The following is a 22,738-nucleotide window of genomic DNA, read 5'->3' as shown; positions in this document are numbered from 1 at the left end:
CTACGAGGCGGACAGCGGGATGAGGGGCAGCTCGTCGCCGACCTCGACCGCCTCGACCTCGGCGACCACCACCGCCAGTGCCTGCGCGGCCGGCAGCGATGCCACCAGGTGCGAGCCGGAGCCCAGCCGGTGGGTGGGCGTGACCCAGGGGAGGCCCGCGCCGTCACCGAGGTCGGAACGGACTCCGGAGCCGGTGGGGGCCTCGGTGAAGCGCACCGGAACGTGCTGGCGCCGCCTCGGCGGGGTCCGCCAGCCCACCGCCGCGCGCGCCGTCAGGACAGGCCGCCCCGGAAGCGGCTCTGCGCCGCCATCCTCTGCGTCCTGCCCGGCCAGGCGGGCCAGCGCCGGGGCCACGATTGTGGTGAAGGAGACCAGGACACTCACCGGGTTGCCCGGCAGGCAGATGATCGGCACCCGCCGGCCGTCGTCGGCCAGGACCCAGCCGTGCCCCTGGGGCTTGCCCGGCTGCATGGCCACCTTGACGAAGTCCAGGTGCACTGGGGCCTCCTCGCCCCGCTGCGCCTGCGCCAGCATCGTCAGAGGATCGAAGGCCCCCGCAGACACGCCCCCGGAGGTGACGATGAGGTCGGCGCCGGCCGCGGCCTGCCGCAGCACCTCGGCCAGGGCCTCGGCCGTGTCGCCGCTGCGGGCCACGCTCGTGCACACGGCCCCGTGTTCGGCGACCAGCCCGGCCAGCAGCAGGGAGTTGGAGTCGGGAATCGTCCCGGGCTCCAGCGCCTGGCCGGCGTCACGCAGCTCGGCCCCGGTGGACACCACCGCCACGCGCACCTGCGGCCGCACCAGCACTGAGCCGAGCCCCACGGAGGCCAGGGCGGAGATGGCCGCCGCCGACAGCCTCGTCCCCGCCGCCATGACCGGATCACCCGCGGCCACGTCCTCCCCGGCGCGGCGCACGCTGAGGCCCGGGGTCGCTGCCGCGCGGATCTCGACGCGCTCGGGAATCGGGTGCGGGCCGGGAGCCTGGTCGGTGTCCTCCACCTTGACCACGGCGTCCGCGCCCTCAGGCAGCATCGCCCCAGTCATGATCCGCTGGGCGGTTCCCTCCGCGAGGGGCCGCGGTGCGGCGCCGGCCGGAACGTCCCCGCTCACCGGCAGCGCCACGGGCGTGAGCGGGCAGGCGCCGGTCGTGTCCTTCGCGCGCACCGCGTAGCCGTCCATCGCCGAGTTCGTCCACGGCGGCACCGGGACGGCGGCGGTCACGTCCTCGGCCAGCACCCGGCGGTGCGCCCGCCCCAGTGGCACACGGTCGCCCTCCAGGGGAGAGAGGGCCTCCAGCACCTGGGAGACGTAGTCCTCCAGCGGAATCATCTGCGCCATAGCGGTCCTTCCTTCGGCGAGCGCCCTGTGGGCTGCGACTCGGGGCGGGCGGTCGCGGGGCCGGTGCCCGAGCATCCGGGGCCTATCATGCCCGTTCAGCCGGGGAAGCCCACATGGGTATGCTCGCGGCCGACCATCCGATCACTCCCAGCCCGCCGCCCCGATCGAGGAGACCCCGTGACGCCCAGTCCCGACCAGCCCAGCCGGCCGCTCCCGGCTCCCACGGCCCGCGTGGTCCGCGCCGAGGTCACCGAGGCCCCCATCAGCGTCACCGAACTCGCCGACGCTGTTCAGGACGCCGCCGCCGGCGCCGTCGTCACCTTCGAGGGCGTGGTCCGCAACCACGACGCCGAGCGCGCCGTCACCGGCATCGGCTACTCCTGCCACCCCACGGCCGGCCAGATCGTCGAGCAGATCGCCCAGGACGTGGCCCAACAGGGGCGGGTGCGGGCCCTGGGGGTCGTCCACCGCGTCGGCGACCTGAGCGTCGGGGAGGTGGCGCTCGCGGTCGCCGTCAGCTCCGACCACCGCGCCGAGGCCTTCGCCGTGTGCAGCCAGATCGTCGAGGAGGTCAAGGAGCGCCTGCCCGTGTGGAAGCGCCAGACCTTCACCGACGGCTCGAGCCAGTGGAGCAACATCGCCTGACGTCTTGTCGCCGAGCCTGGAACGTCTCGGGCAGCCGGCCGGAAGAACGGTCGGGATGTGCGACAACCGCCCGGCTCGATGCGGTCGTCACCCGCCGGCGAAGGGCGGGAGCACGTCGACGGCGTCGCCGTCGGCCAGGGGCGTGAGCGAGTCCGCCGGGGTGGAGACCGAGTTGACGAGGAAACTGCAGATCGGGATGACCCGCGCCATCTCCAGGCCTCTACCGGAGAGCTGCTCGCGTAGAGCCGCCAGTGTCGTGCCGGCGGGCAGGTCCAGGCGCTCCTCGGGGCGCCCGGCGGCCTCAGTGGCCGCGGCGAAGTAGCGCAGGGTCACGGAGATCTGCGCCTGACCGGCGTGCGCGCCCGCCTGGGGCGACAGCTCGGGGGAGGGGTTCGTCATAGGGGGCTCCTGAGGAATCGGGTCAGCCACCGATGGCCGACATAGTGCGCTGCGGGCGAGCGAAGCCGTCGCTCTCGGTATGGGGACTGTCCGAGCCGTGCGCGCGGGGCTTCCCCCAGGTGGCGCCGGCCCAGATGCGGATGAGCTCGTCGTCGTCGGCCCCGGCGCGCATGGGGCCGCGCAGGTCGGTCTCGGTGCTGGAGAACAGGCAGGTCATGAGGCGTCCGTCGGCCGTGATGCGGGTGCGGTCGCAGTCTGAGCAGAAGGGGGCGGTGACCGAGGCGATGACGCCCACCGTCCCGGCCGGATGCTCCTGGCCCAACGCGCTTCCGGCGGCGACGCGCCACAGCGCCGCCGGACGACGGTCCGGGCGGCCCACCTCGGTGAGGGTGAATCCGGCCTCCCGCAGCACCTCCAGGATCTGATCGACGCCGACGACGTCCTGGCTGCTCCAGGTCTCGCGCGGTCCCAGCGGCATGTGCTCGATGAACCGCAGCTGCCAGCCACGGCGCAGGCACTCGGCCAGGAGACGTGGCGCGCGTTCCTCCACGGTGGCGGGCACGGCCACGGCATTGACCTTGATGGGGTCCAGGCCGGCCTCCTGGGCGCCGGCGATCCCGGTCAGGACGTCGGCGAGCCGGTCGCGGCGAGTGATGGCGGCGTAGTCCTGCGGGTCCAGGGAGTCGATGGAGATGTTGACGCGGTCCAGGCCCGCCGCCCGCAGCCCGGCGGCTCGCTTCTCCAGGCCCAGGCCGTTGGTAGTCAGGGCGATGTCCGGCTTGGCTCCGGCCAAGGTCCGCAACGCGGACAGTGCTTCGACGATCTCCTCCAGGTCGCGCCGCATGAGCGGCTCGCCACCGGTCAGGCGGATGCGCTCGACTCCCAGGCGCTCGACGGCGATGCGCCCCAGGCGGGTGAGCTCGGCGGTGGTCAGCAGATCCGGGGTGGGCAACCACTGGAGACCCTGCGCGGGCATGCAGTAGGTGCAACGCAGGTTGCAGCGGTCCGTGATGGACAGGCGCAGGTCGCGCACGGTGCGCCCGTAGCGGTCGACCAGCTGCTGGGGGACGCCGTCGGCAGCCGGGGCCGGCGGGCCGGGACGTTCGGACAGCTCGGGTAGCACCGGCCGGGTCGTCGGCATGGGCAGGTCCGCGGAGGTTCCACGGCTCCTGCTCGGGCCGACGACCGCGGCATCGAGCGGTGCAGGCGTCATGCGTTGAGCATATCGGGAGCGCGCCGGCGGCACGGAGTCAGGCCCGCTGAGGCCCCGAGCCCGTGGCCGGAGCCAGGGGTTCGGGGCCGCGTGTGCCTCCGGCCGACCGGTCGCGCTCAGGCGCGGATCAGGCGGTGCGCAGGATCTCGACGCGGGCGAAGCCCTCGGACTGCTCCAGCAGCGTGTGCTGGAAGGTGAAGGGCAGCTGGTCGATCTGGGCCAGCAGCGGGGTGGGCACGTGCGGGGCCACCAGGTCGAAGCCCTCGCCGGGGTTCAGGGAGGAGGCGGCGCCGATGACCGCGGCGTGGCGCAGACGGTGCGGGATGGCGCGCGCGTCCAGGGTGAGGCGCTCGTCGCTGTGCTCGTGGCAGCCGCAGCTGGACTTCTTCTCAGTGACGGGCAGCAGCTCGGGGCTCTCGCTCATAGGGCTCTCCTTCGGAGTGTTTCGTACTGGTGGGCGTGACCTTACTACCACCGCGGGGCCGGCTGGAACGACCGTCCACCTCCAGTGGAACGGCTGTCCACCTCCGCTGGCGCGGCCAGCCCCACACAAACCTACCGAAGCTTCATAAGTGACGCGGAGCCGTGTCGTCTATGAAGTTTCTGTCGATGTGAGTGCGTGGTGCGTGGGTTTGCGGCGCCGTTGGATACGGTTGGGGCGTGGAGACGGACCGACTCAGCCGGGCGCTGACCAGCCGCGTGGCGCCGCGCCTGGTGGCCCTGGCCCTGGGCGCCGCCTGCATCCTCATGGGACTCAACGCCGCCCTCCTGCGCCTCAACCTGCCGGCCCCCGTCAATGGGGCCGAGCTGGCGGCGCTCCACGGCCCCCTCATGCTCGTCGGCTTCCTGGGGACCGTCATCGCCCTGGAACGGGCGGTCGCCGCCCGCACCCCCTGGGCCTTCCTCGCCCCCCTGGGAAGTGCCGCGGGCTGCCTGGCCCTCCTGGCCGGCGCCCCCGACGTCGTCGGCCGGGGACTCATGGCCGGTGCCGCCGGCGTCCTGTGCGCCATCTACCTGCGGGTTCACCGCCGCGCCCCCAGTGCCGCCGTCGATGTCGAGGCCATGGGCGGGGCGGCCCTCCTGCTGGGGGACGTCCTGTGGCTGGGTGGGCGCGGCATGGAGGACGTCGTCCCGCTGTGGCTGCTCTTCCCCACGCTCACCATCATCGGCGAGCGCCTGGAGCTGGCCCGCATCGCCTTCCTCGACGAGATGGTGGAGACCGTCGTCGAGGCGCTCTCCGGCGCGGCGGTCCTGGGCGCCTGCCTGCTGCTCATCGCACCGGGCTCCCACCTCGTGGTCGGCCCGGCCCTGCTGGGACTGGCCGTCGTCATGGCCTACTACGACGTCGCCCGGCGCACGGTCCGTCTGCGCGGCGGGGTGCGCTTCATGGCGGCCTCCATGCTCGCCGGCTACGTGTGGCTCGCCCTCGCCGGGGCGGTCTGGTCGCTGTGGGGCCTGCAGGGCCTGAACGGGGCCGCCTACGAGATCGTCATCCACTGCATCACGGTGGGCTTCGCCTTCTCCATGATCCTGGCCCACGCGCCGGTCATCATCCCCGCGATCGTCCACCGGGCCCTGCCCTACCACCGGCTCATGTGGCTGCCCTACGTTCTGCTGCACGCCGGCCTGGTGGTGCGCGTCGTCGGCCTGCTGGCGGAGGCCTCCGCGGTCTGGAAGGTCGGCGGTGCCGTGGGAGTGGCCGCGATCCTCGTCTTCATGGTCCTCACCCTGGGGCGCGTCCTGACCTCCGGCAGCATCCGCAAGCCGGTCCGGGTCGGACCTCCGGATGCGGCCGCGGCATCCGGATCGACGACGTCGCAGGCGGGAGGGAGCCGCGCATGAGCCTGTCCATCGGTTCTCCCGGTACCGGGTCCGCCCCCCGGCCCGGCTCGCTTCCCGGCCCCGGACGAGCAAGCGGCCCGGGCCGTCCCGGCAAGAAGCCCTCCCGGCGCACCACCCAGGTACGTCGCAACGCCCTGGTCATGGCCTGGCTGCTCATTGCCGCGGTCCTGGCGGCCCTGACCATCGTGGGCCCGCTGGTCTCCTGGGGAACCTGGCTGCCCCTGCATGCCCTGCTCCTGGGCGGGATCGGCAGCGCCATCACCATCTGGTCCGCCCACTTCGCCGACACCCTCCTGCACCGCCCGGCCCTGGGCGGCGCCGCCCTCCTGGACGCGCGCCTTTACGCCCACAGCCTCGGCACCGCCGTCGTGCTCACCGGCATCACCATGGGCCAGCAGGCGGTGGCGCTCGTCGGGGCGGGTATCGTCATGGCCCAGGCCATTGCGGGCGTCGTGGCCATCACCGTGCAGTACCGCAGGGCCATCGCCCCGCGCCTGGCCTCCCTGGCCCTCCACTACGCCGTCGCCCTGGTCCTGCTGGCCACCGGTGCGCTGCTGGGCTTCCTCATCTCCTGGTCCAACGCCCACGGGCGCTCCGCCCTGGCCGACGGCTTCTACCTGGCGCACACGACCACCATGCTGCTGGGCTTCGTGGGTACCACGGTCCTGGGCACGCTCACGGTCCTGTGGCCCACGATGCTGCGCACTCCCATGGAGCCGGTCGCGCCGCGCTGGACCACTCGCGGCCTGCCCTATCTCGTGGGCGGCACCGCGCTGGTGGCCGCCTGCGGGCTGTGGCCGCCCCTGGCGGGCCTGGGCACGCTGGTCTACCTCGGTGGTGCCTGCGCAGTCCTCGTGCCCGCGTACCGCACCGCCCGCCGGGTCCCGCCGACCTCCTTCGCCACGGCCTCCGCCACGGCCTCGGTGGCCTGGTTCGTCGGCTGCGTCGCCGTCCTGGGGGCCCGCATGGCGCTGGCCGACGACGCCGCCGCTGCCCGTGGGGTCATCCACTCCCTGCGCCTGCCCCTGGCGGCGGGCTTCGCCCTGCAGATCCTCGTGGCGGCCCTGAGCTACCTCACTCCGGTGATGCTCGGCGGCGGCCCCGCGGCCACCCGGGCCACCAACGCGATCATGGACCGCTTCGCCGCCTACCGGGTCACTGCAGCCAACGTCTGCCTCCTGCTGGCGCTCTACCCGGGGGCGCCCTGGCAGGTGCGCGTCGTCGCCGGCGCCCTGGCCGCGCTGGTGACCTCCTACCTGCTGGCGGGCATGATCCTCAGCCTGCGCGAGGTCTCCCAGCGCAAGCGCCCGCCGCGTACCCCACGCACCCCGGCCGACGCCGACCCCACCTCCGACCCCGCGGGCCACCGGTCCGCCCAGCCCCGAAGGGGAACCCGATGACGAAGACGCCCGACGCACAGGCACCATCCCCTGATGAGGCCGCCGCTCCTGAGACTGCTGGCTCCGAGAACGCCCCTTCTCAGGACGCTGCCTCCCAGGAGACCGAGCGCAGCGGCGCCGACAGTGCGGCTCAGGCCCCCGGCGACACTGCTGGGCGCGCGGCGACGGGCGCTAACAAGCCCGAGGGCGCCCACCGCCGAGCGGTGACGGCCGGTACCGCCCCCGCCATCGACCGCAACCGCCGCCCCCTGACCGGCGGAGCCGGCCCGACGGCGGGAGACGGGACTGCCGCACCGTCCTCGGGCGGCCTGCTCCAGTCCGCCGACCGCCGCGGCGTTCTCATGGGGCTGCTCACTGCCGGAGCGGCCGTCGTCGTCGGCAGCGTCATCGGCAACCGGGGTCAGGGCGGAACCACCCAGGACGTCACGCCCACCGGCAACACCGTCAACGCCACCATCACGGTGGAGGGCCTGCGGTTCGTGCCGGACACGGTCGATGTCACCCCCGGCGACCGGCTCGTCATTACCCTGGACAACACCGCCGATCAGGTCCACGACCTCGTCCTGGCCACCGGCCAGACCACCGGGCGCATCGCCGCCAGAGCCAAGGGCACCCTCGACGCCGGCATCGTCGCGGGTCCGATCGAGGGCTGGTGCTCCATCGCCGGCCACCGCGCCCAGGGCATGGTCTTCCACGTCACCGCGGGCGGGGCGGCCGCCGGCGCCCACCAGCACGGCGGTGGCCAGAGCAAGCCGGCCGGCTCCGGCAAGGACGCGGTTCCCGACTACTCGGCCCAGCTGCCCGCCGGTTTCAAGGCCTTCGACGCCGCCCTGCCACCGGCCCCCACCAGTCCCGACGGCGGCCCCATGACCCACCGGCACACCTTCACCGTCAAGGAGCAGGTCATGCCGGTCGGCGCCGGCGTCACCCAGCGGCGCCTGACCTTCAACGGGCAGGTCCCCGGCCCCGTCCTGCGCGGCAAGGTGGGGGACACCTTCGAGATCACCCTGGTCAACGACGGCACGATGAGCCACTCCCTGGACTTCCACGCGGGGATCACCCCGCCCGATCAGGCGATGCGCTCGATCAACCCCGGGGAGTCCCTCGTCTACACCTTCAAGGCCCAGCACTCGGGGATCTGGCTCTACCACTGCTCCACCTCGCCGATGAGCCTGCACCTGGCTGCCGGCATGCACGGGGCCGTCATCATCGACCCACCCGGGCTGACGGCCGTGGACCGCGAGTACGTCATCGTCGCCTCCGAGGTCTACCTCGGCCCCGAGGGCGGCGAGCCCAACACGGAGAAGATCGCCGCCAAGACCCCCGACCTCATGACCTTCAACGGGGTGGCCTTCCAATACCACCAGCAGCCGCTCAAGGCCAAGGTCGGGGAGCGCGTGCGCTTCTGGGTCATGGCCGCCGGCCCCTCTCTTCCGACGTCGTTCCACGCCGTCGGCCTACAGTTCGATCAGGTCTTCTTCGAGGGGGCCTGGACCCTGGGCGGCCCGAACCGGATCGGGGCCGCCTGGTCCGGCGGCTCCCAGGCCCTCGGCCTGCAGCCGGCTCAGGGCGGGTTCGTCGAGTGCGTCGCCTCCGAGCCGGGACACTACGTGTTCGTGACGCACTCCTTCGCCGACATGGAGAAGGGAGCTCACGGCGTCCTGGAGGTCACCGCCTGAACCGCGGGAGCCTCAGACCAGGGCTCGCAGCACCACCGAATGCCGCTTCGGCCCCGGGCGACTGTGCCCGGGGCCGAAGCCTTGCGATCTAGAAGTGGTGGACGAGTGATGCTGTTGGAGCCGCGTGCTCAGGCGACGTCGGCGTGGACGATCTTGAGATCCGGCTCCTCGTCGACGGGCTGAGCCGAGCTGATCTGGCAGCCGTCAGGACCGTTGGGCAGGAACTTGAGACGCTCGTAGGCGGCCGGGTCGGGGCCGACGACGGCCCGGAGGAAACCCTCGTGCATGGTGCACACCAGGTCGCGCGGCTGGTGGTTGCGGGTGATGAGCGGGCAGGAGCGCAGGACGACGCTGTCTCCGGAAACCTCCGGGGCGAAGCCCATGACCGCCAGGTAGGGGATGAGGGCGGTGACCCGGTCCACCTGCTCGCCGTCGACCGTGGGCTCAGCGATGGTGCCGGGGGTCAGCTCGGCCCACCGGCGACCGATCTCCAGAGCGGTGGCGCGGGCGTCCTCGCCCTCGCCCAGGGTGTCGGCGATCGCGTCGAGCAGCAGCAGGTAGGCGTCGACCATCTGCTGGGGGTCGGGTGCCGTTGAGGCGTAGCGCAGGGCCGGGCGGCCCCGCTTGCCCGTCGGCTTGGTGGACACCGTGACGAACCCGGCGTCAACCAGGGCGTCGAGGTGCTCACGGACGGTGTTGTGGTGCAGGTTGAGTGCGCTGGCGACCTGAACGGCCGTCATCGCGTCGTTAGAAGCCTCCACGACCTCCAGGACGCGCCGGCGCGCCGCAGAGAGGTTGGCGCGTGCGGACAGGTCGCCCAGGGCGGGACGTGGAAGCGAAGGGGTCGGACGGTTGTGCATGTCCTGAGACTAACGCGCTTTCGCTTGTGGGAACCGTCAAAATCGGTGTGTAGTTGAATCCTGCAACGGCTACGTGATGTGACTTTTAGCACACCGTGTCCAATAGTGGTTCTGGCGGAACGTGAAAAAAGTCAGTATTGACGCCGTTTTTGCCGGGTCGTCGCCCTGTTCCAGGGCAAACGGCTCTCAGGGTTATAGGGCCTACTGTCGACGAAACTGTGACGTGCCCGGAAGGGCTCTGCGCGCGCCATCGGGAGTGCTTCAGGGGCGGGTGGGGTCCTCGGCCTCCAGTGAGGGGGCCAGCAGTCGGCGGAAGGACTCCACCCTCGCGCGCCGCTCCTCGCGGGCTGCCGAGGCTCCCGAGGCGTCGGGCCCGTCCGCCGCGCTCGCCCACGCATCCAGGGCGCAGTCGACGACGCCCTCCTCGTGGGTGCAGCCCCGCGGACAGTCCTCGGCCACGCGGGCCAGGTCCGGAAAGCCCCTCAGGACGTCGGCGCTGCCGACGTGGGAAACCCCGAAAGAACGCACGCCGGGGGTGTCGATGACCCAGCCGCCCCCGGGCAGCTCGAGGGCCTGAAGACTGGTGGAGGTGTGGCGGCCCCGGCCGGTGACCTCGTTGACGTGTCCGGTGGCGCGGTCGGCGCCGGGCACGAGTGCGTTGATGAGCGTGGACTTGCCGACCCCGGAGTGGCCCACGAGCACTGAGACGGCGTCGTCGAGCGCTTGGCGGACCTCCTCGACGCCGTCGTCGGGCCGCTCGCCGCAGGCCTGGGAGGGGCCGGTCTCGGGGGCTTGGGGGTGCAGCTGCGTAGCCAGGCAGCGCACGCCCAGGGGGCTGTAGAGCTCCGCCAGCGGAGCGGCGTCGGCCAGGTCGGTCTTGGTGAGCACGATGAGCGGCTCCATGCCGGCGTCGTAGGCGGCCACGAGGTATCGGTCGATCATGCGTGGGCGCGGCTCGGGGTCGGCCACGGCGGTGACGATGACGAGCTTGGCGGCGTTGGCGACGATCGCCCTCTCGGTGCCGGCGGCGTCCCCGTCCTCGGCGCTGCGGCGCAGCAGGGTGGTGCGCTCCTCGATGCGGACCATGCGCGCCAGGGTGCCCTTGCGGCCGCTGGTGTCCCCGACGACGGCGACCCGGTCGCCGACGACGACCTTGCCCCGCCCCAGCTCGCGGGCCTTCATGGCGGTGATGTTGCCGCTGGAGTCCTCGGTGAGGCTTGGGTCGTCCAGGCGGATCCGGTAGTGACCGCGGTCGATGCGGGTGACCATGCCCAGGGCCGCGTCGGCGTGGCTGGGGCGCTGCTTGGTGCGCGGGCGCGAGCCCCGGCCGGGGCGGACCCTCACGCGCGGGTCGTCGGTGCCGATGTCGCGGCGGGCCATCAGGCGCCATCTCCCGGGGTTGCGGGCTCGCGGTGCGATGCGGTGGGTCCGGCACCGCCCTCACCGGAGGTGGCGAGCATGGCGGCCCACAGGTCCGTGAAGCCGGGCAGCGTCTTGGAGGTGCACTCGACGTCGTCCAGGCTCACCCCGTCCACGCCCAGGCCGATGATGGCGGCGAAGGTCGCCATCCGGTGGTCGGCGTAGGAGCGCAGGGCGGCGCCGTGCAGCGGTGCGGGGCGAATGATGAGCCCGTCGTCGCTCTCCTCGGCGTCCCCGCCGAGGAGGCGGATCTGGGTGGCCAGGGCCGCCAGGCGGTCGGTCTCGTGCCCGCGCAGGTGCGCGATGCCGGTGAGGGTGCTGGTGTGGCCCTGCGCCCCGGCGAGGGCGGCCAGGGCCGCTACCGTGGGGGCCAGCTCGCCAACGTCGGACAGGTCCGCGTGGATCCCGGTCAGCCGCCCGGTGCCGTGGGCCGTGAGCAGTCCGTCGGTGAGTGTCACCTTCCCGCCCAGGCGGGGGAGGAGCTTGCGCCAGGCGTCACCGGCCTGGGGCGTGGCCGCCGGCCAGTGGGGGACGCTGACCCGGCCCCCGGCCACGAGGGCGGCCGCCAGGAAGGGGCCGGCGTTGGACAGGTCCGGTTCGATGGCCACCTCCCCGCCGCGGGGGCGACCGGGGTGGACCCGCCAGGTGCGCTCGCCGTCACCGGCCCCGGGGGCGGGCTCGTCCACGGCGATGCCCCGCTCGCGCAGCGTCGCCACCGTCATGCCCACGTGCGTCAGTGAGGGCACCGGCCCGGTGGGGGTGAGCTCCAGGCCGCCGGGCAGGATGGTGCCCAGGAGCAGGAGGGCGGAGACGAACTGGGAGGAGGCCGAGCCATCGACCGCCACGCGGGCGCCCTCGGCTCGCAGGAGGGCGCCGTCGCCGGGGCCGACTCGGAAGGGCAGGAAGCCGGGCTCGCCGAGGTGGGTGACCTCCGCGCCCAGGGCGGCCAGCGCGTCGAGCAGAGGCGCCATGGGGCGGCGCCGGGCGGCCTCGTCCCCGTCGAAGACGACCGGGGCGTCGGCCAGCGCGGCCAGGGCGGGAACGAAGCGCATGACGGTCCCAGCCAGGCCGACGTCGATGCGTCCGACGCCATCGGGCCCGGCCTGCACGTGCAGCGGCAGGGGAGCCGGCGTGACGCGCAGCCGCGTGCCGGTCTCGTCGAGGTCCTCGAAGCGGGCGCCGAGCACGCTCAGGGCGGCGAGCATGAGCTCGGTGTCGCGCGAACGCAGAAGCCCGGTGAGCGTCGTCGGTGCGTCGGCGAGCGCGGCCAGCAGCAGGGCCCGCGCACTCAGTGACTTCGACCCCGGCAGCTCCACGACGGCCTCCAGCGCCCCCGCCGCCACCGGCGCCCGCCACGGCCCGGCGGATCCGGCCGAGCCAGCCGAGAGGGCCGCAGGGACGCCAGGGTCGCCGGCGCCGGGGGCATCGGTCATGCGATGGCCTCGATGACCGCGTTGAGGGTGGTCGAGGGTCGCATGGCGGCGTCGGTCAGGGCCGCATCGGGGCGGTAGTAGCCGCCGATGTCCACCGGGGAGCCCTGGACGGCCAAGAGCTCGGCCTGGATCGTGTCATTGAAGGCCTCGAGCTGCTGGGCGATCGGGGAGAAGGCGGCGGCGAGCTCGGGACTGGTCTCCTGCGCGGCCAGCTCGCGGGCCCAGTACAGGGCCAGCCAGGCGTGCGAGCCGCGGTTGTCGACCTGCCCCAGGCGGCGTGCCGGGGAGCGGTTCTCCTCCAGAAGGCGGGCCGTGGCGGCCTCCAGGGCGCCGGCCAGGACCTCGGCGCGCTCGTTGCCGCTGACCTGGGCCACGTGGTGGAAGGCCTCGGCCAGGGCCAGGAACTCACCCAGGGAGTCCCAGCGCAGGTAGTCCTCCTCGAGCAGCTGGCGCACGTGCTTGGGGGCCGAGCCCCCGGCCCCGGTCTCATAGAGGCCGCCGCCGTTCATCAGCGGCACCACCGAGAGCATCTTGGCGCTCGTGCCCAGCTCGAGGATGGGGAAGAGGTCGGTGTTGTAGTCGCGCAGCACGTTGCCGGTCACCGAGATCGTGTCCTCGCCGCGGCGGGCGCGCTCCAGGGACAGGCGCGTGGCCGCCACCGGGTCCAGGACGCGGATGTCCAGGCCCTCGGTGTCCTCATCGGCCAGGTAGCGGTTCACCAGGTCGATGAGGACGGCGTCGTGCCCGCGCTCGGGGTCCAGCCAGAAGACGGCCGGGGCGCCGGTGGCCCGGGCCCGCGTGACCGCCAGGTGCACCCAGTCGCGCACGGGGGCGTCCTGCGTGGTGCAGGCCCGCCAGATGTCGCCGGTGGCCACCTCGTGGGACAGCAGTACCGCACCAGGCTCGGCGCCCGCCCCCTCGACCACGACGACCTCCACGGTGCCGTCGGCCGGGATGAGGAAGGTCTTGTCGTGGCTGCCGTACTCCTCGGCCTTGCGGGCCATGAGACCCACATTGGGCACCGAGCCCATGGTGGCCGGGTCCAGGGCCCCGTGGGCGCGGCAGTCATCGATGACGGCCTGGTAGACCCCGGCGTAGGAGGAGTCCGGGATGATGGCGAGCGTGTCCGCGGTCTGGCCATCCGGCCCCCACAGGTGGCCGCCGGCCCGGATCATGGCGGGCATGGAGGCGTCGATGATGACGTCACTGGGCACGTGCAGGTTCGTGATGCCGCGATCGGAGTCCACCATGGACAGGCGCGGTCCGGCGGCCAGCTCGGCCTCGATGGCGGCGCGGATCTCCTCGCCCTGGGGCAGCGAGTCCAGGCCCGCCAGGATCGAGGCTAGCCCGTCCTCGGCGCGCAGGCCCGCATCGGCCAGGATCCGCCCATAGGTGGAGAAGACCCCCGGCAGGGCGGCGCGCACCGCGTGACCGAAGATGATCGGGTCGGAAACCTTCATCATCGTGGCTTTGAGGTGCACCGACAGCAGCAGGTCCTCGTCCTTGGCGGCGGCCACCTGCCCGGCGAGGAACTCGTCCAGCGCGGCGGCACTCATGAAGGTGGCGTCCACGACCTCCCCGGCCGTCACCGGCAGTGACTCCCGCAGGACGATCGGCTCGCCGCCGTCGGCCGGGCGCAACCGGATCTGCAGGGTGCCGGCCTCGGGCACGACGACGCTGCGCTCATTGCGCCGGAAGTCCCCGGCCCCCATCGTGGCCACGCGGGTGCGCGACTGGGGCGACCAGGCCCCCATCGAGTGCGGGTGGGAGCGGGCGTAGGCCTTGACGGCCGCCGGGGCTCGCCGGTCCGAGTTGCCCTCGCGCAGGACGGGGTTGACGGCGCTGCCCTTGACGGCGTCGTAGGCGGCGCGCGCCTCGTGCTCGGCGGGCGTGGCCGGGGAGTCGGGGTAGTCGGGGATCTCGTGGCCCAGGGCCTGAAGCTCGGCGATGGCGGCCTTGAGCTGGGGCAGGGAGGCCGAGATGTTGGGCAGCTTGATGATCGTGGCCGCCGGGGACTGGGTGAGCTCACCCAGGCGGGTCAGGTCGTCGTCGGCCAGGGAGAATGCCGCCAGGATGCGTCCCGCCAGTGAGATGTCCGCGGTGCCCACGCTCACGCCCGCCCGCTGGGCGAAGCCGCGCACGATCGGCAGGAAGGAATGGGTCGCCAGCATCGGGGCCTCATCGGTCCAGGTGTAGATGATGTCGGGCTGGGCGGCCTGCTCCGACTGGGGCGACTGGCTTGCCTGAGCCGGCTGGGCGGACTGGACGGTCATGAGTGCTCCCTAGCGTGTCGATGACGTGTCTGCGCGTGGTGGTCAGTGGTGCGGGGTGTCAGGGCACCGCGACCGGTCGGAAGTGGACCGGGGCGAGAGTAGCCGCCGCCTGTGACGCCCAGGTGACATGTGTCGGGGCGCTCCGGAAGGTGACGGTGACGAGCTGACGTCGGACCCGAGCTCGGAGCCAACGGGTGACGATCCGGGGTCGACCAGAGTGACTCAGGCAGTCACGTAGCGCTGCTGAACTGCCTCGTTGGCGGCCTGCATCGCCTCGCGCTGCTGACGGGCGTTGCGCACCTGCCAGGCCAGGGACGGCCTGCCCTGACGGTCGACGGCGGCCAGCGCGAGCCCGGCCCCCAGGGCGGCCCCGCGCAGCAGCCCGGAGAGGGCCTCCTTGCGGGCCTGCGTCCCCTTGACCGCCCAGACGGGGTTGTTGACCACGGTGAGGGGCACATTGAGGGCCGCCAGGATGGTGGCGTTCGTGCGGGGTGCCCGGCCGGTGGCCAGCCCCAGCCCGGCCACGAGGCTCACGGCACCCGAGGCGCGGGTGAGCAGTCGGGCGTCGGACGCCAGCACGGGCGGCAGACCGACCCGCTCCAGCGTCGGGGCGACCTTCTCAAACTTCTCCACGTGGCGCGAGGGGCGCACCAGGGCGTCGAGTCCATCGACGATGAAGGGCGCGGCGAGCATGGGGCGGGCGAAGGAGCGCAGAATGTTCATGCCCCCATCCTGACCTACGAGGGCGGCTCGGGCCAGCGATATCGCTGCTCGAAGGTGGTGCGTGCCTCGCTCAGGGCGGACGGGGAATGAAATCGGGGCGCCATCGTGTTGGCCGGGACATGAGCATCCAGCAGCCGATCGTGTCGCCGACGAGCCGGACCGCCCGCCTGCGGGGCGCACCGCCGAACGGGCCGCGCGGCCGCCGAGAGCGGCCCGGCCGACAGGACCGTCGCCGCCTGCACCGGGATCTGCCGGGACGACCCGCCACGATGACGGAGGCGACGACCGAGACGATGACTCAGATGATGACCAAGGCTCGTGGCGTCGGTTGGGCCGAAGACTCCCCGGGCGCGTTAGGCTCGTGGCTGATGACGGACATCGACGACCACACTGATGAGATCACCCTGGATGAGGTGATCGATCCTGACGATGGCGCGCGCGATCTGGACCGGGCGCCGGCCGATGAGGACGAGGCCGCCCGGGCCGCCCGTTTCGAGGCCGAGGCCCTGCCCTACCTCGACCAGCTCTACGGCGCCGCCCTGCGCATGACCCGTAACCGGGCCGATGCCGAGGACCTCGTGCAGGACGCCTACGCCAAGGCCTTCGGCTCCTTCCACCAGTACCGGCCCGGCACCAACCTCAAGGCTTGGCTCTACCGGATCCTGACCAACACCTTCATCAACTCCTACCGCAAGAAGCAGCGCGAGCCGCTCCAGTCCGACGCGGAGACGGTCGAGGACTGGCAGCTGCACCGGGCCGCCTCCCACGACTCGGTGGGGCTGCCCAGCGCGGAGAACCTCGCCCTGGACGCCCTGCCGGACTCCGACATCAAGGACGCCCTGGGCCAGCTCACCGAGGACCGACGCCTGGCCGTCTACCTGGCGGACGTGGAGGGCTTCTCCTACAAGGAGATCGCCGAGATCATGGATACGCCCATCGGGACCGTCATGTCCCGGCTGCACCGAGGTCGCCGCCAGCTGCGCGAGCTACTGGCCGACTACGCCCGAGAGTACGGATACGGGGAGGAGGAGAAATGACAGACCGCATGGAACCGGGAACCCCCGGCGACAACAGCGTCGGGCCCACCAAGGACCCCAAGAGCGCGGACGGCTCCCAGGACTGCTCCTGCGCCGAGGCCCGCGCCCACCTGGAGGCCTTCCTCGACCGCGAGTGCACCGCCGACCTGGCCGAGCGCCTCGCCCAGCACGTGGCCACCTGCTCGCACTGCTCCCGCCTCGCCGACGCCGAGACCCACCTGCGGGAGATCCTGCGCTCGCGGTGTGCCGAGCAGGCCCCTCCCGAGCTGCGCGCCCGGGTCCTGGGGCGCCTGTCGGCCCTGCGCGCCACCGCGGTGAGCGTGACGACGACGTCGACCACGACTCGGACCCAGGCCTCCGCCTCCGGGCGGGTCGTGCGCGTCGTGGAGTCCCGGGTCGAGTCCTCCCGGACCGTCCGCTTCGAGCACGACTGAGGAAGGCGGCCGGGGCCCCGGCTGCGACGTGCGCCGACGTGTGGTCGCCTTCACCGGCTGGTCGGCGGCGCCAGACTGGCCCAGGCGCGCCGCCGTGTGCGAGAATCAGCGGCGTTCCGTGCCCCCTCGTGGGGCGAGTCAAGACACGAGGAGGCAGTGATGAGCAAGCGCGGTCGTAAGCGTCGTGCACGCGCCAAGTCCAGCGCCAACCACGGCAAGCGTCCCAACGCCTGAGCCGGGTAGCGCGCCAGGCGCAACGCCCTGAGACATAGCAGACGTCGGCCGGTCACCACAGCGGTGACCGGCCGACGTCGTTCTTAAGCCGTCCCGCAACTGTCCTGGTCAGGCGCCGGTTCGCGCTCGCAGCCTGGGTCCTTCGGCCTTGACGGTGATGAGACGCTGAGGTGTGAGCCGCGGAACACGGCCTGATTCGTGGTGAGGGGCACTGTCCAGCCTCTCACCAAGGAACCCGGTGGTGTCTCGTAGGTATGGCCTTGCCGGCTCCTCCTCAACGACGGCGGTGTGACATGAACCTGAGGAACCTGACAGCACCAGACCAGTGGACACTCTCTGACAACTCGCTCCTGCGGCGCATCCTCGTGTGCTTCCTGGGGGAGGTGATCACGGCGGTCGGGATCGCGATCTGCCTGGAGGGCAAGAGCGGCGTCGACCCGTTCACCGCCTTCCTCCAGGGCATCTCCCACGTCTCTGGGATCTCCTTCGCGGCGATCGTCCCGATCGTCAACATCATTATGCTGATCCTCGTCTTCCCCTTCGACCGGTCCATCTTCGGCCTGGGGACAGTCATCAACTTCACCGTCGTGGGTGTCCTCGTGGACTACTTCCGCCCGATCTACCGCAGCTTCTTCCATGTCGAGTACTCCTTCGGCAGCATGCTGCTCCACCTGGCGATCGGGCTGCCGCTGTTCTGCCTGGGAGTCTCCATGTACATCACCTGCGACCTGGGCCAGTGCCCTTATGACGGGATCGCGCCCTCGCTCAGGCGGCACTTCCCGCGCTACAGCTACCGCGTCTACCGGCTGGTTCAGGACATCGTCACAATCTTCCTGGCCCTGCTCCTGATCAGGTTCGACCTCTCGCTGGGCATCGTCGCCCTGGGTACGGTCATCATGGGCTTCTTCATCGGCCCCATCGTCGGTTTCTTCAACAACCACGTCTCCAACCGCCTGGTGGGGATCAGCGGCGACATCTTCGCCGTCGCCGAGTCGTCGTCTGACGAAGGCTCCCCAGCGCCTGCCTGACCGGCGGGTATCGAGGCCTCAGGACTCGGGGCGCTCGACGCCGAGCCACTCGTACCAGCCGCGGTGCAGCACCAGCCAGGCCAGCAGACCGTAGCCGGCCTGGCCCGGGTGCGTGCCGCCGGCGGCGGCGACGTCCGCCGTCCACTGCTCGTGGTTGCGCAGCGGCTCGAAGGCGTCCACGTAGGGCACGTTGCGCCGCAGGCACACCTCCTCGGCGGCCTGGGACAGCTGGGCGGTGGCATCGGGGTCGGCCTCCGGTAGGGGAGGGGGCCCGACGACGAAGCACTCGCGGTGGTCGGAGGCGGCGGTGTCGAGGATATTGGCCAGGGCCAGGCGTGAGCGGGCGTAGGAGATGCCGGCGAGCACGTCGGCCACGCCTAGCCCCACGACGAGCCGGTTGATGCCGGTGTGTGTGGAGCGGCGGGCCACCTCGGGGCCCCAGCGGTCGGACATCTGCGCCGTCGTCTCACCGGGAACCGCCAGGGAGGTCCACAGGATGTCGGCGTCCCGGGGCGTGCGGGCCATGACCCGGCCCGTCCATCCCAGGGCGCGCCCGTCACCATGACCGGCCACCAGCTCGTCACCGATGAAGCTCAGCCTCGTCTCACGCATGACAGCGCCTCCTCATGCCTCATGATCCCTCATGCTGTCTTGACATTATCGTGACCTTGCGTTGTAACGGTGGAGGCTGACGGCATTTCGGCGGGGCTGCCCCAGGACGGGCCGGTGAACCGGTCTTCTTTCAGTGGCGGGCGAAGGCCTGGCGGAGGATCTCCTCCTGCTGGGCGCGGTGGACGCCGGCGGTGCCCACCGCTGGGGCGGCGGCCTCCGGCCGGGAGACCAGCGTGGGCAGGACGCCACCGGTCAGATCCGTCGGCAGGTTGAGCGCCAGGTAGGGCCACATGCCCTGGTTGGCGGGCTCGTCCTGGACCCACACGAGCTCGGCTCCGCTGAAGGGGGCCAGCGCCTCGGCGATGTCCGAGCTCTCCAGCGGGTAGAGCTGCTCGAGGCGGACGATGGCCGTGCTCGTGTCCCCGGTCTTGGTCCGGTGAGCCAGCAGGTCGTAGTAGACGCGCCCCGAGCACAGCAGCACCCGGTCCACGCCCTGCTTGCGCGCAGTGGCCAGGACGGCGTCGTCGGTCTCCCCGATGACCGGCTGGAAGGTGCCGGAGGTGAAGTCCTCCACCGGGGAGCAGGCGGCCTTCAGACGCAGCAGCTGCTTGGGGGTGAAGACGATGAGTGGGCGGCGCGGGCGGGTGTAGGTGTGCTCGCGCAGCAGGTGGAAGTAGCTGGCGGGCGTGGAGGGCTGGGCCACCAGCATGTTGTCCTGGGCGCACATCTGCAGGTAGCGCTCGATGCGGGCCGAGGAGTGGTCGGGTCCCTGCCCCTCCTGGCCGTGAGGGAGCAGCATGACCAGACCGGAACGCTGCCCCCACTTCTGGGCGGCGGAGGTGACGTACTCGTCGATGACGGACTGGGCGCCGTTGGCGAAGTCGCCGAACTGGGCCTCCCACATGGTCAGTCCCTCGGGGCGCTCCACGGAGTAGCCGTATTCGAAGGCCAGGGCGGCGTACTCGCTGAGCAGGGAGTCGTAGATCTCCAGGGGCGCCTGGTCCGGGGTCAGGAAGCTCAGGGGCGTCCACTCCTGCCCGGAGGTGTGGTCGTGCAGGACGGCGTGGCGCTGGGCGAAGGTGGCGCGGCGGGCGTCCTCGCCGGCCAGGCGGATCGGCACGCCCTCCATGAGCAGGCTCCCCAGGGCGATGAGCTCCCCGAGCCCCCAGTCGATGCCGCCCTCGCGCGTGGCCTCGCGGCGCTTGGAGAGCATCGCCTGGAGCTTGGGGTGGACGGTGAAGGACTCGGGCCAGGCGACCTGGGCGTCGCCGATGCGCTCGACGACGTCGCGGGGCACGGCCGAGGTCCAGCCCAGCATCATGCCGGTGCCCGCCCGCTGGGAGTAGGGGATCTCCAGGGAGGAGAGGGGCACGCCCACCTTCGTGGGGTCCGACAGATCCTGCGTGGCGGTGTCGGCCGCCTCCCCGGCGCCGTCGGAGCCCGTGCCCCCGGTGACCTGGACGCGGGCCTCGGCGAAGACCCGCTCCAGCTCGTCCTGGTAGCTCTTGGCGATCTCCTGGGCCTCCTGCGGGGTGATGTCGCCGCGACCCACGAGGGCGGCGGTGTAGACGCCGCGCGTGGAGTCCAGGGAGTCGATGAGCCGGTACATGAGCGGCTGGGTCATCGAGGGGTCGTCGCCCTCGTTGTGGCCGCGCCGCCGGTAGCAGATGAGGTCGATGATGACGTCCTTGTGGAAGGTGCGTCGGTACTCGTAGGCGTGGCGGGCGGTGCGGGCCACCGTCTCGGGGTCGTCGGCGTTGACGTGGAAGATCGGCACCTGCAGGCCCTTGGCCAGGTCGGTGGCGTAGATGGTGGAACGGGCCGAAGCCGAGCCGGTGGTGAAGCCGATCTGGTTGTTGACGACGATGTGGACGGTACCGCCGGTGCGGTAGGCGGGCAGCTGGCTCATGTTGAGGGTCTCGTAGACCACGCCCTGGCCGGCGAAGGCGGCGTCGCCGTGGACGAGGACCGGCATGACCGTGTAACCCTTCTCGCCCAGACCGATGCGGTCCTGCTTGGCGCGCACGATGCCCTCGACGACGCCGTCGACCGTCTCCAGGTGGGAGGGGTTGGCGGCCAGGGAGACCCGGGTGGACACGCCGTCGGTCCCGGAGAAGACGCCCACGGTGCCCAGGTGGTACTTGACGTCGCCGGTGCCGGCGCCCTCGATGACGCCATTGCCCTCGAACTCGTCGAAGACCTGGCCGTAGGACTTGCCGGCGATGTTGGTGAGCACGTTGAGGCGGCCGCGGTGGGCCATGCCGATGACGACCTCGTCGAGGCCGTCGTGGGCGGCGGCGTCGAGCAGGCGGTCCAGGGCCACGATGAGGGACTCCCCGCCCTCGAGGCTGAAGCGCTTCTGGCCCACGTACTTGGTCTGCAGGAAGGTCTCGAAGGCCTCGGCCTGCTCCAGCTTGGTGAGGATCCGACGGCGCTCCTCGTCGGCGATGTCCTCCCAGTCGCGCTCGAGGCGCTCCTGCCACCAGGCGCGCTGGGCAGGGTCCTGGATGTGCATGTACTCCACGCCCACGGTGCGGCAGTAGGCGTCGCGCAGCATCCTGAGGATCTCGCGCAGGGTGGCCCGGTCGCGCCCGCCCAGGCCCCGAGTGGGGAAGGAGCGGTCCAGGTCCCACAGGCTCAGCCCGTAGGAGGTGATGTCCAGGTCGGGGTGGCGGCGCAGTCGGTAGGTGAGCGGGTCGTTGTCGGCCGCCAGATGGCCACGCTGGCGGTAGGCGTGGATGAGCTCGGCCACGCGCGCCGGCTTGCCGGTCTCCAGCTCGGGGTCATAGGTGGTGTCACGCACCCACTTGACCGGCTCGAGGGGAATGCGCAGGGACTCGAAGGCCCGGTTCCAGAAGCCGTCCAGTCCCAGGAGCTTGCGCTCCACCAGGCGCAGGAACTCGCCGGAGGCGGCTCCCTGGATGACGCGGTGGTCGTAGGTGGAGGTCAGGGTGACGACCTTGCCGATGGCCTGGCGGGCCAGGGTGTCGGGGCTGGCACCGGCGAAGGCGGCCGGGTAGTCCATGGCGCCGACCCCCACGATGAGCCCCTGGCCGGGCATGAGGCGCGGCACCGAGTGCAGGGTGCCGATCATGCCGGGGTTGGTCAGGGTCACGGTGGTGCCGCGGAAGTCGTCAAGGTCCAGCTTGTTCTCGCGGGCCTTGGCCACGAGGGCCTCGTAAGCCTCCACGAACTGGGACAGGTCCATGAGGTCGGCCTGCTTGATGGAGGGCACCAGCAGGCGGCGCTGCCCGTCGGAGCCGGGCACGTCGATGGCCAGGCCGAAGGCCACGTGGGCCGGCTCGTGCAGGACCGGCTTGCCCGCCTCGTCGACCCCGTAGGAGACGTTCATCGAGGGCATCTCGGTCAGGGACTCGACCACCGCCCAGCCGATGAGGTGGGTGAAGGAGACCTTGCCGCCGCGGGTACGGGCCAGGTGGGTGTTGATGACGGCCCGGTTCTCAATGAGGACCTTGGCGGGCACGGCGCGGGCGGAGGTGGCCGTGGGCATGGACAGGGAGTCGTCCATGTTCTTGGCGGTGCGGGCCGCCGCACCCTTGAGTCTGGTAGTGCGGTCCTCGTAGGCGTCACCGTCCTGGTCGTGAGCGGGGTGGCCGGCCTGGCGCTGGGCGTAGGGGGAGGTCGGGGGCGCGGTGTCCGACGGCGGGGCCGGCGGCAGGTCGGAGCGCGTGACGTCCTGGACGGCGGAGGAGCGGCGCAGGGAGGAGGCGGCCTGGGGCGTGATGGTGGCCCGGCGCGGCCCACCGGCGGCCGACGACGCAGAGCCGTTGGAGGAGGCAGGGCCCGGTTGGTGCAGACCAGCACTCGGATCGGTCTCGAAGAGCTCGCGCCACTGGGGACTCACGGAGGAGGGATCCGCCGACCAGGCGGCCCGCATCTCCTCCACCATCCACTCGTTGGCACCGAAGCCTGGGCTGATCTGGTCCTGCGTGGGCACGTCGGGTCTCCTCGGAGCTCGTCAGTCTCCCGTTCCGACACTGGGAGCCTCAGCGGGACCCCGGGGGAGGAACGGCGGTGTTCACAGGACATCCTAGAAGGTGAAGGGCGTCTCATGCGAGCAAACACGGGACCAAAGACACATGCGTGTCCGGGGCATGGCGAGCCCCTGAGGTACCTAGGAGGCTCAACTGGGATGGTGGAGATGTCGT

General features: G+C 71.9%; 19 protein-coding genes. 8 read left to right on the top strand and 11 right to left on the bottom strand.

Features of this window, described 5'->3' with window-relative positions; genetic code table 11:
* Positions 1 to 1,338 carry a gephyrin-like molybdotransferase Glp gene (gene glp, locus AB7V09_RS05940; protein WP_279012584.1) on the bottom strand — a complete coding sequence of 446 codons (1,338 nt, stop codon included), beginning with the start codon at positions 1,336 to 1,338 and terminating at the stop codon, positions 1 to 3.
* 177 nt (positions 1,339 to 1,515) lie between these two features.
* Between glp and AB7V09_RS05935 the strand changes: the two genes are divergently transcribed.
* Positions 1,516 to 1,983 (top strand): molybdenum cofactor biosynthesis protein MoaE, encoded by a 468-nt coding sequence (locus AB7V09_RS05935; RefSeq protein WP_256699545.1) that lies wholly within the window; start codon positions 1,516 to 1,518, stop codon positions 1,981 to 1,983.
* Between the two features lie 87 nt (positions 1,984 to 2,070).
* On the opposite strand, the gene AB7V09_RS05930 is transcribed toward AB7V09_RS05935, so the two are convergent.
* From AB7V09_RS05930 to AB7V09_RS05920, 3 genes are all read right to left on the bottom strand, one after another.
* Entirely contained in the window at positions 2,071 to 2,382 is a 312-nt protein-coding gene (locus tag AB7V09_RS05930) for a MoaD/ThiS family protein (protein WP_075414629.1), read from the bottom strand.
* A gap of 22 nt (positions 2,383 to 2,404) precedes the next feature.
* On the bottom strand, positions 2,405 to 3,595 hold the full coding sequence (gene moaA / locus AB7V09_RS05925; protein ID WP_314919631.1) for a GTP 3',8-cyclase MoaA: 1,191 nt from the start codon (positions 3,593 to 3,595) through the stop codon (positions 2,405 to 2,407).
* A 127-nt stretch (positions 3,596 to 3,722) separates the two neighbouring features.
* A complete protein-coding gene (locus AB7V09_RS05920; RefSeq protein WP_003785642.1) occupies positions 3,723 to 4,019 on the bottom strand; it encodes a DUF2249 domain-containing protein in 297 nt (98 codons plus the stop codon).
* A 236-nt stretch (positions 4,020 to 4,255) separates the two neighbouring features.
* Here AB7V09_RS05920 and AB7V09_RS05915 point away from each other — a divergent pair, with 236 nt between their 5' ends.
* Genes AB7V09_RS05915 through AB7V09_RS05905 form a run of 3 tightly spaced genes read left to right on the top strand, consistent with a single transcriptional unit; the run spans position 4,256 to position 8,516 of the window.
* Positions 4,256 to 5,437, top strand: a complete 1,182-nt coding sequence (locus tag AB7V09_RS05915; RefSeq protein WP_419143211.1) for a hypothetical protein — start codon at positions 4,256 to 4,258, stop codon at positions 5,435 to 5,437.
* Complete coding sequence (locus AB7V09_RS05910; RefSeq protein WP_419143210.1) at positions 5,434 to 6,837, top strand: hypothetical protein; 1,404 nt, start codon at positions 5,434 to 5,436, stop codon at positions 6,835 to 6,837. The genes AB7V09_RS05915 and AB7V09_RS05910 overlap by 4 nt, the downstream gene beginning before the upstream one ends.
* The gene (locus tag AB7V09_RS05905; protein WP_419143209.1) at positions 6,834 to 8,516 is read left to right on the top strand and encodes a multicopper oxidase domain-containing protein; all 1,683 of its coding nucleotides are present in this window, start codon (positions 6,834 to 6,836) and stop codon (positions 8,514 to 8,516) included. Before AB7V09_RS05910 ends, AB7V09_RS05905 begins: the two co-directional genes overlap by 4 nt.
* A 128-nt stretch (positions 8,517 to 8,644) precedes the next feature.
* On the opposite strand, the gene AB7V09_RS05900 is transcribed toward AB7V09_RS05905, so the two are convergent.
* The 5 genes from AB7V09_RS05900 to AB7V09_RS05880 form a co-directional block, all read right to left on the bottom strand.
* A complete protein-coding gene (locus AB7V09_RS05900) occupies positions 8,645 to 9,376 on the bottom strand; it encodes a helix-turn-helix transcriptional regulator (protein WP_185988689.1) in 732 nt (243 codons plus the stop codon).
* Between the two features lie 261 nt (positions 9,377 to 9,637).
* Positions 9,638 to 10,756: a ribosome small subunit-dependent GTPase A gene (gene rsgA, locus AB7V09_RS05895; RefSeq protein ID WP_419143208.1), complete on the bottom strand. Its 1,119-nt coding sequence runs from the start codon at positions 10,754 to 10,756 to the stop codon at positions 9,638 to 9,640.
* Positions 10,756 to 12,228 (bottom strand): 3-phosphoshikimate 1-carboxyvinyltransferase, encoded by a 1,473-nt coding sequence (gene aroA / locus AB7V09_RS05890; protein ID WP_419143207.1) that lies wholly within the window; start codon positions 12,226 to 12,228, stop codon positions 10,756 to 10,758. The genes rsgA and aroA overlap by 1 nt, the downstream gene beginning before the upstream one ends.
* Positions 12,225 to 14,501 carry an NADP-dependent isocitrate dehydrogenase gene (locus AB7V09_RS05885; protein ID WP_419143206.1) on the bottom strand — a complete coding sequence of 759 codons (2,277 nt, stop codon included), beginning with the start codon at positions 14,499 to 14,501 and terminating at the stop codon, positions 12,225 to 12,227. The genes aroA and AB7V09_RS05885 overlap by 4 nt, the downstream gene beginning before the upstream one ends.
* Before the next feature lie 222 nt (positions 14,502 to 14,723).
* Positions 14,724 to 15,224: a DoxX family protein gene (locus AB7V09_RS05880; RefSeq protein WP_070510923.1), complete on the bottom strand. Its 501-nt coding sequence runs from the start codon at positions 15,222 to 15,224 to the stop codon at positions 14,724 to 14,726.
* 368 nt (positions 15,225 to 15,592) lie between these two features.
* On the opposite strand from AB7V09_RS05880, the gene AB7V09_RS05875 reads away from it, so the two are divergent.
* The 4 genes from AB7V09_RS05875 to AB7V09_RS05860 all read left to right on the top strand — a co-directional run bounded on the left by AB7V09_RS05875 (position 15,593) and on the right by AB7V09_RS05860 (position 17,957).
* Positions 15,593 to 16,261 (top strand): sigma-70 family RNA polymerase sigma factor, encoded by a 669-nt coding sequence (locus AB7V09_RS05875; RefSeq protein WP_010613374.1) that lies wholly within the window; start codon positions 15,593 to 15,595, stop codon positions 16,259 to 16,261.
* Positions 16,258 to 16,695, top strand: coding sequence for a mycothiol system anti-sigma-R factor (gene rsrA / locus AB7V09_RS05870; protein ID WP_419143205.1), 438 nt, complete (start codon positions 16,258 to 16,260; stop codon positions 16,693 to 16,695). The genes AB7V09_RS05875 and rsrA overlap by 4 nt, the downstream gene beginning before the upstream one ends.
* 159 nt (positions 16,696 to 16,854) lie before the next feature.
* Positions 16,855 to 16,929 carry a 50S ribosomal protein bL37 gene (locus tag AB7V09_RS05865; RefSeq protein WP_370538935.1) on the top strand — a complete coding sequence of 25 codons (75 nt, stop codon included), beginning with the start codon at positions 16,855 to 16,857 and terminating at the stop codon, positions 16,927 to 16,929.
* 293 nt (positions 16,930 to 17,222) lie between these two features.
* On the top strand, positions 17,223 to 17,957 hold the full coding sequence (locus tag AB7V09_RS05860) for a YczE/YyaS/YitT family protein (protein ID WP_009407393.1): 735 nt from the start codon (positions 17,223 to 17,225) through the stop codon (positions 17,955 to 17,957).
* 18 nt (positions 17,958 to 17,975) lie between these two features.
* Here the strand turns inward: AB7V09_RS05860 and AB7V09_RS05855 are convergent, their stop codons facing one another.
* Both AB7V09_RS05855 and AB7V09_RS05850 read right to left on the bottom strand, forming a co-directional pair.
* The gene (locus tag AB7V09_RS05855) at positions 17,976 to 18,569 is read right to left on the bottom strand and encodes a GDSL-type esterase/lipase family protein (RefSeq protein WP_003785741.1); all 594 of its coding nucleotides are present in this window, start codon (positions 18,567 to 18,569) and stop codon (positions 17,976 to 17,978) included.
* A gap of 130 nt (positions 18,570 to 18,699) precedes the next feature.
* Positions 18,700 to 22,527, bottom strand: coding sequence for a multifunctional oxoglutarate decarboxylase/oxoglutarate dehydrogenase thiamine pyrophosphate-binding subunit/dihydrolipoyllysine-residue succinyltransferase subunit (locus AB7V09_RS05850; protein ID WP_009407412.1), 3,828 nt, complete (start codon positions 22,525 to 22,527; stop codon positions 18,700 to 18,702).
* Positions 22,528 to 22,738 lie beyond the last annotated feature (211 nt).

It is taken from the genome of Actinomyces sp. SKVG-SVH-4(1), assembly GCF_048514265.1.
In the GTDB taxonomy this organism is placed as follows: domain Bacteria; phylum Actinomycetota; class Actinomycetes; order Actinomycetales; family Actinomycetaceae; genus Actinomyces; species Actinomyces oris.
Note: the sequence above shows the minus strand (reverse complement) of the source record. Positions and strands in the feature narration are given on the sequence as shown.